Annotated in this window: 9 protein-coding genes, 1 pseudogene and 1 riboswitch; of the genes and pseudogenes, 8 read left to right on the plus strand and 2 right to left on the minus strand. The window is 53.5% G+C overall.

Features of this window, described 5'->3' with window-relative positions; genetic code table 11:
• The first annotated feature begins 44 nt into the window (after nucleotides 1-44).
• The 5 genes and pseudogenes from M4I36_RS01380 (at nucleotide 45) to M4I36_RS01400 (ending at nucleotide 4435) form a co-directional block, all read left to right on the plus strand.
• Nucleotides 45-350: a Dabb family protein gene (locus M4I36_RS01380; RefSeq protein ID WP_258109841.1), complete on the plus strand. Its 306-nt coding sequence runs from the start codon at nucleotides 45-47 to the stop codon at nucleotides 348-350.
• 119 nt (nucleotides 351-469) lie between these two features.
• On the plus strand, nucleotides 470-661 hold the full coding sequence (locus tag M4I36_RS01385; RefSeq protein ID WP_258109842.1) for a hypothetical protein: 192 nt from the start codon (nucleotides 470-472) through the stop codon (nucleotides 659-661).
• A 65-nt stretch (nucleotides 662-726) separates the two neighbouring features.
• Nucleotides 727-1776, plus strand: a pseudogene (locus M4I36_RS01390) (protein prkA); the annotation flags it as partial.
• A gap of 50 nt (nucleotides 1777-1826) precedes the next feature.
• On the plus strand, nucleotides 1827-2987 hold the full coding sequence (gene yhbH, locus M4I36_RS01395) for a sporulation protein YhbH (protein WP_258109843.1): 1161 nt from the start codon (nucleotides 1827-1829) through the stop codon (nucleotides 2985-2987).
• On the plus strand, nucleotides 2984-4435 hold the full coding sequence (locus M4I36_RS01400; protein ID WP_258109844.1) for a SpoVR family protein: 1452 nt from the start codon (nucleotides 2984-2986) through the stop codon (nucleotides 4433-4435). The genes yhbH and M4I36_RS01400 overlap by 4 nt, the downstream gene beginning before the upstream one ends.
• A gap of 157 nt (nucleotides 4436-4592) precedes the next feature.
• Here M4I36_RS01400 and M4I36_RS01405 read toward each other — a convergent pair whose 3' ends face one another.
• Nucleotides 4593-6731: a S53 family peptidase gene (locus tag M4I36_RS01405; RefSeq protein ID WP_258109845.1), complete on the minus strand. Its 2139-nt coding sequence runs from the start codon at nucleotides 6729-6731 to the stop codon at nucleotides 4593-4595.
• Between the two features lie 372 nt (nucleotides 6732-7103).
• On the opposite strand from M4I36_RS01405, the gene M4I36_RS01410 reads away from it, so the two are divergent.
• The 3 genes from M4I36_RS01410 (at nucleotide 7104) to M4I36_RS01420 (ending at nucleotide 10454) form a co-directional block, all read left to right on the plus strand.
• Nucleotides 7104-7535, plus strand: coding sequence for a universal stress protein (locus M4I36_RS01410; RefSeq protein ID WP_258109847.1), 432 nt, complete (start codon nucleotides 7104-7106; stop codon nucleotides 7533-7535).
• Between the two features lie 89 nt (nucleotides 7536-7624).
• Nucleotides 7625-7740: riboswitch (SAM riboswitch) on the plus strand.
• 122 nt (nucleotides 7741-7862) lie between these two features.
• Nucleotides 7863-8912, plus strand: a complete 1050-nt coding sequence (locus tag M4I36_RS01415; RefSeq protein WP_258109849.1) for an LLM class flavin-dependent oxidoreductase — start codon at nucleotides 7863-7865, stop codon at nucleotides 8910-8912.
• A gap of 147 nt (nucleotides 8913-9059) precedes the next feature.
• A complete protein-coding gene (locus tag M4I36_RS01420) occupies nucleotides 9060-10454 on the plus strand; it encodes a D-alanyl-D-alanine carboxypeptidase family protein (RefSeq protein ID WP_258109851.1) in 1395 nt (464 codons plus the stop codon).
• On the opposite strand, the gene M4I36_RS01425 is transcribed toward M4I36_RS01420, so the two are convergent.
• The gene (locus tag M4I36_RS01425) at nucleotides 10389-12230 is read right to left on the minus strand and encodes an ABC transporter ATP-binding protein (RefSeq protein ID WP_258109853.1); all 1842 of its coding nucleotides are present in this window, start codon (nucleotides 12228-12230) and stop codon (nucleotides 10389-10391) included. The genes M4I36_RS01420 and M4I36_RS01425 overlap by 66 nt on opposite strands.
• Nucleotide 12231 lies beyond the last annotated feature (1 nt).

Raw genomic sequence — 12231 nt, forward strand, 5'->3', positions numbered from 1 at the left:
TCATCCGCTATACTGAGATGAGATGTATGGGGAGGGATTTCAGCGTGATTGAACACATGGTTTTGTTCCAGTTTGGGGAGGAGACGACCCAAGCGCAGAAAGACGAGGTCCTGCGGCAGCTGCGAGAGCTTCGCGAGCACGTGGCGGGCATCGTGGATTTGCAAGCCAACTACAATTTCAGCAACCGTAGCCAAGGCTATGAGATGGGTTTGACGGTCCGCTTTGCCTCGAAGACGGACTTGGAGGCGTATGGTCCTCACCCACGGCATCAAGCGGCAGTGGCGTACATGAAAGAGGTTGGACTCGTCCACTTGCTGGTGGTAGATTTTGAAATCGAGGACTTGCAGTAGCAGGATTTTCCTGGTTGCAGTCGTGGCTTTGTGCAATCGCGGCTTACCGCTCCAGACATGCAGACATGCTCACTCTGAATAAACTCGGCTTGATCCGTGTTTTACAGGGGGGGCTTTTTGTGTTGCACATCAAAACCGCCGCTGGAACCGTGACGATTCATTCCACATGGGCTGGGCCAGACGATGCGTCCATCACTGTGCCTGCGGCTTTGTGTGAAGACCTGGCCTGGCTGTTCTTGGGCAATGAACGTCGCCTCCAGAACGACGAGCGAGTACCGCCGGAAACGTCAGACAGTCGTGACTCGGTTTGAGAGGTGCCAGAAGCGTGCAGCATCGAGTCGAGCGTGGCGAAGGTCTGTGCGTCTTTTGCACTCAGTTGAGCACAAACGACGAGATGATTGTGGCCCATACCAATGAAGCGGAATACCGTTCTTTTGTGGCGAACCGCAAAAATGAGGCACTGCAGTCGCGGATGATTGTCATGCCCGTTCCCTACAACCTGCGGGTGGACGAAGAAGTCAAAATATACGAGAAATTGGTCAAAGCGAGCGATTTAAGTCACGTCCACATCGCTCCACACGCGCTCAAAACGGCCTCCATCTTTTCAATTTTGACGCGCTTGAAAGAATCTAAAAAGCAAGGCGTTGACTTGCTCAAGAAACTCTACTTGTACAACGGACAGACCGTCGAAGGTCTGAAAGACACAGACGTCAAAGAGCTGCGTGCAGAATATCCCGATGAAGGAATGTCCGGTTTAGATCCGCGCTATATCATCAACCGCATTTCGACTGCGCTGATTCGCCGCGACACGCAGTGCATCAATGCGCTAGACGTCCTTCGGGCCATCAAAGATGGACTCGACCAACATGCGTCCATCTCCAAAGACGACAAAGAGCGGCTCCTGAATTACATTTCGATGGCGCGCAAAGAGTACGACGAAATGTCCAAGACGGAAATTCAGAAAGCATTCGTCTACTCATTCGAAGAGTCTGCCAAGACGCTGCTCGATAACTACTTAGACAACGTCGAAGCCTATTGCAACTGGCAAAAGATTAAAGATCCTTTGACCGGGGAAGAGGTCGATCCCGATGAGCGCCTGATGCGCTCCATCGAGGAGCAAATTGGCATCTCTGACAACGCGAAGCGGGCGTTTCGCGAGGAGATTCTCATTCGCATCTCGACCTACTCTCGGCGCGGCAAGAAGTTTGAATATCACTCGCATGAGCGTCTGCGCGAAGCGATTGAGAAGAAACTGTTCAACGACTTGAAAGACGTAGTGAAAATCACGACGTCGACGAAAACACCGGATGAGCAGCAATTGAAGAAAGTCAACGAGGTCATCGCGCGGCTCGTCGATGAACACGGCTATTGTTCCGTCTGCGCCAACGAATTGCTTCGGTATACCGGAAGTCTGTTGAATCGCTGACTGTTAGGTTTGCATCAAATGGGCGGAAACGATGAAAGGACGTCTTGCACATGACAACCAACACAGAATTCAGCTTATCGCGAGAAGATTGGTCGCTGCATCGCAAAGGGCACCAGGACCAGGAGCGTCATCAAGAAAAGGTGAAGCAAGCCATCAAAGACAATTTGGCCGACATTATCAGCGATGAGGGTATCATCCTGCGCGACGGCCAACAGATTGTCAAAGTGCCCATTCGGTCTCTGGACGAATACCGAATCCGCTACAATTTCAACAAAAATAAGCAGGCTGGGTCCGGCAACGGAGACTCCCAGGTGGGAGATGTGGTCGCCTCCGGCAAGCCCGCGGATGCTTCAGGCAAAGGTGGGCAAGGCGCGGGCGACGGACAGGGCGTAGATTATTATGAAGCTGGCGTGTCTCTCGAAGAGATTGAAGAGATGCTGTTTGCAGAGCTGGCGCTGCCCAACCTCGCGCGAAAGAGCGCGGAACAGGTGACGGCCGAAGATGTCGAGTTTCGAGACGTCCGTAAAATTGGACTTTCCGGAAACATTGACAAGCGCCGTACGCTACTCGAAGCCATTCGCAGAAGTTCGCGCAGTGGAGACGAGGGAGTGAGCATTCGCAAGGACGATCTGCGCTACAAAACTTGGGAAGAGCGCGACTTGCCAGATTCAAACGCAGTCGTTTTCGCGCTCATGGATACGAGTGGAAGCATGGGACTCTTCGAGAAGTACGCGGCGCGCACCTTTTTCTTCTGGATGGTGCGGTTTTTGCGAACGAAGTACGAGACCGTGCAAATTCGCTACATCGCTCATCATACGGAGGCGAAAGAGGTTTCGGAAGAACACTTTTTTACGAAGGGAGAGAGCGGGGGGACGATTTGTTCATCCGCCTATGAGTTGGCGCTTCAGCTGGCGGAGGCAGAATATCCAGCAGACCATTACAACTTGTACCCTGTGCATTTTTCTGACGGCGACAATCTTACGTCCGACAATGACAAATGCATCCAATTGGTGCGCGAGTTGTGCAACCGGTCACAGATGTTTGCCTATGCAGAGGTGAATCAATATCAGCGGAATTCTACGCTCATGTCCGCTTACAGCAAGTTGCGCCACCCAACCTTCCGAACTGCGATGATTCGGGAAAAAGCAGACGTCTACAAAGCACTGCGCACTTTCTTCTCGCCTGCGCCAGGGGAGGGGAAACTCGCATGAATGTGGCAGAAATGGCGGAGTTGGATGACAGCATTGCGACGATGATGGACATTGCCAGGCAGAACGGTCTGGACTTTTATCCAATGCGCTTCGAAGTCTGTCCGGCCGACATTCTCTACACATTTGGGGCATACGGCATGCCCACGCGGTTCCACCACTGGAGCTTCGGTAAAGTCTTTCATCGCATGCGATTGGAATACGATTTCGGACTCAGTCGCATCTACGAGTTGGTCATCAACTCCGACCCATGCTATGCATTTTTGCTCGACGGCAACACGTTGCTCCAAAACAAGACCGTGTGCGCACACGTACTCGCCCACTGTGACTTCTTCAAGAACAACGCCACCTTTCGCAACACGTCTCGCGATATGGTCGAGCGCATGGCGAGTTCGGCGGACCGCATACGGCAATACGAACTGCAGTATGGCCGAGACGCGGTCGAAGCGTTCTTAGATGCTGGTTTGGCGTGCCAAGAGCATATCGATCCGTCGACCTACGGCCGCATGCAGCGGCGTCGATGGTGGGAAGGAAGGTATCAGGAGCAGCGCGGTATGGCCCATGACGACTCGCTGCGCCAGCGTCCAAAGCGCAGCCCATACGATGACCTCTGGGAGTTGGATGATAGCGGCAACGCATCTCGAAACGAAGCAACGGATGTTGGCAGGCCGCGCTTTGCGTTGCCGCAGAAGGATATCTTGCTGTTCCTAATTGAACACAGTCCGGCCCTCAAATCTTGGGAACGAGACATTCTCTCTATTCTGCGCGAAGAAATGCTCTATTTTTGGCCGCAGTTGGAGACGAAAATCATGAACGAAGGCTGGGCGACGTATTGGCACTTACGCATCATGCGCGAGCTCGACCTTACCCCAGAGGACGCTATCGAATTTGCCAAAATGCATTCGGGAGTGGTGCTGCCGTCGCGCACGAGCATCAACCCGTATCATTTGGGTCTGGCCATCTGGGAGAGCATTGAAAAGCGATGGGATGCACCTGCGAAGGAGGGGGAGCGCCGAATTCCTCTCGAAGGTGGTGGCGGTCGAGCAAAAATGTTTGAGGTCCGTGAGATGGAGAACGACATCTCTTTTTTGAGGAACTACTTGACCAAGGAGCTCGTGGAGGAACTGGACTTGTATCTCTATCAGAAAGTGGGCGCGGATTGGAAAGTTGTTGAGACGGACTGGGAGAAAGTGCGAGACAGTATCTGTGCCTCGCGCGTCAATGGGGGCATCCCCGTGTTGTATGTAGAAGATGCGGACCTCAATCAAAATGGGGAGTTACTGTTGCAACATGCCTATGAGGGAGTGGAGTTAGACCTCCGTCATTTGGAGAAGACGTTACCTCATGTACATCGTCTATGGGGGAGAACCTGTCATTTGAAAACGGTCGTCGAGGGCCGAGAAGTGCTCTTTTCTTGCGATGGGAAGCGAGTGCAGCGCAAATTTATGTAAGACAGTCTGCGGTCAGTATCCGACTGGCAGAGGTACGTAGGTGCCCTCCGAGTATAGAGTCCCAAGCCTGGCGCCGAAAGACGCTGGGCCTGGGACGGATAGAGTGAACATTAAAATGTGTTATGCACACAAAGTCCGGTAGTGTGACGGTTGTGGATTATTGGCCAGCCGTTCCAAACGCTCCGGGCATTCCCGGCATGCTTGGTAGAGACGGCAGGCTTGGCAACGATGGAAGCGGAGGAAGCTTCGGCAGAGTCGGCATGGGCGGCAAACTTGGCGGCGTTGGCAGGGGTGGCAAGGTGGGCAGCCCTGGGAAACGCATGGCCTCTTCGCTTTGGAAGTCAGACTCCAACTTTGCGAAGTTCGGCACGCCAAGACCGGTCGCCGGATTGTACAGAGTGCCCGGTGTACCCGAGTAGAACAGGTTGGTGTTGCTCGGGCCCGGAGTGTCCAGCGGCTTGAATGGTGAATTTCCGGATGTGGCGAATTTGTAAATCTGCGGATTCCAAAATCCAACGTCCGAATGTGTCTCGTCATTGATGAGCGCGGTCATGGCCGCCAATTGGGGACCGATGAAGCTTGTGCCGCCATAGCCAATTTGCCAGCCACCATCGACTCCAGGGTGACCACCCTCGCTCAAGTAAACCATGTAGCCAGTCTCTGGATCAGCATTCATGGCCAAGTCCGGCAGATTGCGACCGGAGGCGGTGCCGTGCACAATGACGGGGGTCTTGCGCAGTGCTGGCGGTGTGGAAGACAGGGAATTGTATGGCTTGAACAGTTTGACTCCAGTGTACTCATTGACGCCGGGTACATTTTTCTGGTACCAAGGGGTCTTATATACTGTGCTGTAGCCTCCGTTGCCTCCAACAAAATACTCCGAGAAGGGAAGGCCGAGCGCTTGAAAAACAGGGTACAGATAATTCCAGCCCCAAGCGCGTTGGTGCTTTACGTCGATCGACAGTGTTGGAGAGATCGTTGCCGACCAAGGCAGAGTCGTACCGCCGGCGGCAGTGGCGTAGGGACTGTCAGACGGGGCACCTGCCGTCAGATTGTACGTTGGGATGTCTAGTGGATTGGCGTCTTCATAGGCACCGTTGTCGCCTGTAGCGATAAACAAGGATTGACCTTGAGCGGCCGCTTCCATGAAGAGTTGATTGAACGTGTTCAAATAGTACGGGGTTTCCTCACCCTGTTGAATGGCATAGTTGAGAATGGTTTCATTCTCTCCCCAACTGCAGGAGATTTGCTTTGCAACATCCTGTGTGATGGCTTTGCTGAAGGCATCGTAGAAGCCCGGATCGGTCTGGCTTCCCACGTAGACGCGAATATTGGCATCCGGTGCCAGTGCTCCCGACTGCTCGACGTCGATGCTCGTTTCGGTGTGTCCGCTGTAGTTGGCGAAACCGCCGTCCACGTTGTACTTGGTGATGCGGTTTGGCTTGACTTTGAATCCAAGCGCGTTCCAGAAGTGATACGCATCGGAACGGTTGAAGTTGGCGAGGGTGACAATGCCAATCGTCTGACCTTGGCCGGTGGCACCAGCATTGTACAGCGGCTGTACGTTGTATTTGCGGATGACTTCACGTGGGGTGTAGAAGCCAGGTTGGCCGCGCTCTGCAGGAACGCTCGCTTTGACAATCCCTTTGTCTTCGGGAATCTGTTTCACGTTGGTGACGTCATTGCTGTACGTTGTCAGGCCGAGGACGCAAAGAATGAAATTGGCGAATGCCGGAGGCAGCTTTGGAGCGGTCGGTGCCGCGATGAACGGTTTGCCTTTGTACGAAGCACTTTGCAGCTCTACGTTGAATGCTTGATTCAACTGATTGACGGTTCCGGTGGCCTGAATCCGCAAGTCGTTCTTGGCGATGCTCGTTTTGATTCCGTAGCCGTTAAAGAATTGAGCAATATACTGCACGAACGGTTTCGGTGGTGCGAAAAATTGGCTGAATTGCGAAACGCTCAAATACTGGTGGAAAAATGGACTATGCGGCGAGTACAAACCTTTGATGTATTGCTTGAGAAACGATTCGTTCTGAACTTTCAAAATGATATCCACGGTCATGACGGTGTTGCCTGGTGCGTTGCCGAAGTAGTTGGCTTCTTTGAGAATCGTCGGACTGGCAGCTTGTGGGACAGGGACCGGTGGCGCAGTGGCGGTCGATGTCGCGAGCGTCGAGGTAGAAGGTGCGCTGACGGGTGTCGTGGCTGCCAATGCCATGGTTGGCGGCATGGCGGCCATGACGAGAGCGGCGCTTGCACCAAATGCCACTTTTTGAATTCTCTTTCGCTTCATGAAACAGCCTCCCCATTGATTTTCTGCGGGCTTTACATGAGACTGCACCGCATTTTTCTTCCATCCAAGTTCACCTTGGTGTTACGAGAAACGTCAGCAATGGAAAATGTGGTTGAATAATCAACTACTCTATCAAATTAAATCGAAATAGAGATAAAAGTCAATATCGGTAGAATCGAGGGATTGCGAAAATATGCAGACCGTGAAGACGCTGTCTTTTCCAGGTGATGGTCTGTTTCTGCCTCAGTTCGGTGGGTCGATCCCGCTGCTCAGTCGACATCCTTTCCCGCCTCAGGTAAACTGACCAGTGCATGGATGCCGTTCTCAGACGACAGGCGGCATCGCTTTCATCAGAGGAGGTCATCTCGCCATATGAAAAAAATAGTCTATGCTACGGACGGATCGGACTCAGCTAAAAAAGCTCAGGCGCTCATTGCTGGCATGATGCAGGCGTGGCCGGAGCTGAAGATGCTCATCCTCCACGTCATTCCAGAAATCATTCCGAGTGACGTGGTACCTTACCAGAGGATGTACCGGCAGGAGGTTGGGCGTGAGAATGCATTGGCCGACCGCATTGAAAACGAGGCGCGTACTGAATTGTTTCCCGAGTTTGACGCGCGCATCGAATTTCGGGCTGAATTCGGACAACCGGCCAATCGCATTTGTGAGGTAGCAGAGGAAGAAGGCGCCGACTTGATTGTCGTCGGCAGCCATGGGCGCGGCGCCATCGACCGACTGCTTCTGGGCGGCGTGAGTTACGGCGTGGTGCATCGCTCGAAAATTCCTGTACTCGTTGTGAAATAGGTTTCAAAATAGGCTTCGCGGAGGCACTTTGCGGTTGACATCTGTGCTTGACGTGTTAAGCTAGTGCATAACTTCATAGCGTTACCACGTTCTTATCAAGAGAGGCTGAGGGACTGACCCAACGACGCCTCGGCAACCGGCCAACTTTCCGGCACGGTGCCAATTTCAGAGGAGCTACCGACTCGGTGTGCTCCGAAGATGAGAAGACGGTGGCATCGGATGCGATGTAAACCCTTCTCTCTTCGTGATTGAAGGGTTTTTGCTTGTGCGGATAAACCATCTGCAGATAGAACGGTCTACCTGCAGAACGTTGAGGAGTGGTGAAGCATGCGATTCGGTTTCTTTATGCCGATATTTGGCGGTTGGCTGCGCAACGTCGAGGAAGAAGGCATGCCCGCCACTTTCGACTACGTGAAAGAAGTGGCGCAAACTGCTGAACACTTAGGCTATGATGTGACCTTGTTATCGGAGCACTATTTGAACGACATTAAAGGGCCAGAAGCGGATGCGCTCGAGGCCTGGACGACGGCTGCCGCACTATGTGCCGTCACCAATAGACTGGAAATTATGGCAGCCCTGCGGCCTGTATTTCACAATCCAGCAGTGACGGCGAAAATGGCCGCCAATTTGGACCATATCAGTGGTGGGCGCTTTACGATGAACATCGTTTCGGCATGCCGGGCCGAGGAGGAGCGCCAATATCACGGCATGCTTGCGGGAAATGAGCAGCGGTACGCGTTGTCTCAAGAATTTGTGGATGTCATGAAGGGGCTCTGGCTGGCAGATAGTTTCACCTACGAGGGCGCTTTCTACCACATTCAGAACGCCAAACTAGCGCCCAAGCCCAAACGCACGGGCACGATGCTTTATGCAGGTGCCGAGAGTGAGCGCGGCAAACGCTTTGTTGCCGAGTCGTGTGACGCTTATCTGATGCACGGCAAAACTGCCGCAGAAGCTGCTGAAAGCATCGCGCAGATGAAACAGCGGCGCCAAGAGACGGGACTGGCGCCGCTCGGTAGTTTTGGCATGGCGGCGTACGTCATCGTCCGCGATACGAGAGAAGAGGCAGAGTGGGAGCGAGATCGGATTATGCGAGTCAAGCCCTCCAGTCGCCCCATGGGTGGCACGAAGGGAACTCAACCGTCACGGTTGGAAGAGAAGCTTTTGCTCGAAGACGACACGGTCTCAGAGGGTGGATTGCGGCCTCATTTAGTCGGTACACCAGAAGATGTTGCAGAGGGAATTCTCGAATTCGAGACGGCGGGGGTGGATTTGATACTTTTGCAGTGCTCGCCACAGTTGGAGGAGTTGGAGCGTTTCTCGCGCCAAGTCATGCCGCTTGTTGCCGCAGGTAAGCGAAGCGCCGTCGCTTTGTAGGAATTGCCAAGAGGGTTTCGCGGTGCTGCCGCGAATATTCATCGCGAGTCCAAAGTGTGACGGACGGCCGAGGAGAATGCAGGCGACGGGCACGGACTGGCGGTCTTGGTCCAGTTGAATTGGGTGTATGTGAGGAGTTGCGTGGGATTGTTCAACAAGAAAGCCTCTCTCTGCGAGGGGGCGTCTTGGCGTGTTGCTGGCGCTGTGATGGCGGGTCTGTTGGTTGTGGCAACCTCTGTGGGAAGGCCGACAGTCGCTCTCGCGAGCACTGAGAATTTGTCGACACATTCTGCCGCATCGGCAGGTGTGTCTTTTCGTATTCGAGATTTGATTCCGAAACAGGTGGTTGCCAATGCCGTGATGGTGAATGGCATCCCGATGGTTACTGGGTATTCGTTCTCAAAGTGGCCGGCTATTGTTTCAAAAGCAGCCGTCGTCATGGATATGAATACAGGAGTCGTGGTCTATGCGAAAGCTCCGCTCGCTCGCCACTACCCAGCCAGCATTACCAAAATCATGACGGCTCTGTTGGCCCTCCAACACGGCCGTCTCTCGCAGCAACTGACAGCGAGCGCCCTGGCGGTTCACCAACCAGCGGACAAGCTCTATCAATTGGTGGGTGAGAAGCATTCGCTCGGCATCCTTTTAAAGGCCATGTTGGTGGATTCGGACAACGACGTCGCGGTAGAAATCGCACAGAATTTAGCTGGTAATGTTCCGAATTTTGTGGAGTGGATGAACCGCGCCGCAAACGCGTTGGGTGCTACGCATACTCATTTTGCCAATCCCAGTGGATTGCAGCAGACAGACCACTACACGACCGCCTATGATATGGCCCTCATTGCCCGAGCAGCCATGCAGGTTCCTGAGTTTCGCAAGATGGTCCGCACCAAGCGGATGGAGTGGCATGGGTTAGCGTGGCATGCGCTGCTCGTCAATCTCAATCCATTCCTGTTTAATTACAGCGGAGCCGTTGGCGTCAAGACTGGATATACCAATGAAGCTAAAGAGACGTTAGTGGTGGCCGCCAAGCGGGATCATCAAGAGTTTTTGGCCGTACTGATGGACTGTCCGCTGAACGCGCAAATTCAACAAGATGCTACGAATTTGATGAATTACGCCTTTGCGCACGATGCCACGCAGACGCTCCTGACGAAAGGTCAGACCGTCGCATCCGAAACCAGCCCGTTGGGAGTCAAGATACCGCTGATAGCCACAGAGTCCGTGGTCGCCACGGTTCCACTCGGCGAGCATCTTCAGGTGCTGGCGAAGCAGGTCGATGCAGCACCGAGAAATTGGCCAGAACCTGCCGGCGGGCCCGCCGGGCATGCGGAACTGATGTTGAGTGGTCCACCGAGCAATCCGTTAAGTGTCCCGCTCGCTTACGCCTCCGCTTGGGAGGTTCCGACCAAAAAGCCTGCCCACGCCCTGGTCGGTCGCTTGGCAGGCTATCTCCTTCTGGCTGCTTTATTGGCTTTAACTGAATATGTCCGCCGTTCTGGTCGAAACAGGGCTCGGCAGCGCCGCGGCACCCGACTGTAGCATGTACATTTTATAGTACAGTCCGCCCGTACTGAGCAACTCCTGGTGCGTTCCTCGCTCGACAATTTCGCCGCGATGGAGCACAAGAATCAAGTCCGCATCTTGAATCGTGGAGAGGCGGTGGGCGATGGCAATCGTGGTCCGCCCTCTGCGCATGTTTTCTAGAGCTTCCTGAATCGCTTCTTCGGTCTCCGTATCAATACTTGCCGTAGCTTCGTCGAGAATCAAGATTTTCGGCTCTCCGACCATCGTTCGCGCGAATGAGAGCAACTGCCGTTCGCCTGCAGACAGTGTGGAGCCGCGCTCCCCAAGCGGTTCTTTCAAGCCGTTGGGGAGTTTTTTCAGGAATCGATCCGCCTGCACAAACCGCGCTGCTGCCTCTACTTGCTCGTCCGTCAACTCGTGCCGTCCGAGGCGGATGTTGTGCGTGACGTCGCCTACGAACAAGAATGGGTCTTGTAAGACGAGTCCGAGCTTCGAGCGCAATTCGGTGTCTTCAAACGCCGAAAGAGGGACGCCGTCGATGAGAATGTCTCCCCGGTAGTTGTCGTAAAAGCGCATGAGCAGTGAGACGATGGAACTCTTTCCACTTCCCGTATGGCCTACTAGCGCCACGGTTTGGCCTGGTTCTGCCGTAAAACTGATATTTTTCAAGACGTCTGTCTTTTGGTCGTAAGAGAAAGACACATTGCGAAATTCAATTCGTCCTTCCGTGACGGCGGGTGCCATATCCCCACGGTACGACGGGTCAGCGGCTGGGGCATACTCGGTTTCGTCCAACAAATGAAATACACGTTGGGAGGACACCATCGCTTGCTGGAACAACGTCATGCGCTGCATCATGTTGTTGACGGGCTCGAAAAACTGCTCAAGATAGTTGACGAATGCGTACAGCACGCCAATGTTGACGGTTGTGCGAAACGATGCATGGCCGAAGAAGAAGATGATGGTCATCAGGGTGAGGAAGTAGACCAAGTCGACGAGTGGACGAAGCATTAGCCCATTCATTCGTATGTTGCGCATCCGGGAAGAACGATACGCTTCGTTGATGTGGCCAAATTCTCCGCGCAGTCGCTGCTGTTGCCGCATGGCCTGGATGATGTACATGCCCTGCAGAGACTCGTTCATTTTGGCGTTTAGCAAGCTCAACCGATGGCGCGTGATGTGAAAAATACGCGCAGACAGGGTTCGGTAGAGGCGAATGATGCCATAGATGAGCGGCGCGAGAAACAGGCAGTAGAGCGCTAGATGCGCATCCAGATAAAACATGGCGACAAAAATGCCTGTCAATTGAACGATGGTTTGGATGAAGGTCGACAAGACCGATACAAACAAGTCGAGAATGGCTTCCGTATCATTCGTAATGCGAGAAATCAGAGAGCCCGTTGGCATTTTGTCGAAAAACGCAAGACCCAGATGTTGCACATGACCGAAGACGTCTTGACGAATCTTTCGAATGATTCGCAACGCTGCCGTTTGGAAGCGAACCAACTGGTGATATTGGCAGATGGACGAGACGATTTGAAGGCCCAAATAAGTTCCGGCCAATGTGGCGATAGGCTGGAACGGAAAACGGCGCAGTTCTAAGAAATTGTCGATAAACCGCTCGATTAAAATAGGCCCGATAACATTTCCGAGGGTCGCGATGACCAAGAGAATAAAAGCCCCGAGCAGAGTCCATTTTTGAGGTCGAGCGTATGCAAAGAGACGCAGCGCCACATTGCCTCGAAAAGAAGTCGTTTCTTCCGGTGGCAATAAATCAGCCTCCACTGACATC

The organism is Alicyclobacillus sp. SP_1, from assembly GCF_024706985.1.
GTDB lineage: Bacteria > Bacillota > Bacilli > Alicyclobacillales > Alicyclobacillaceae > Alicyclobacillus_I.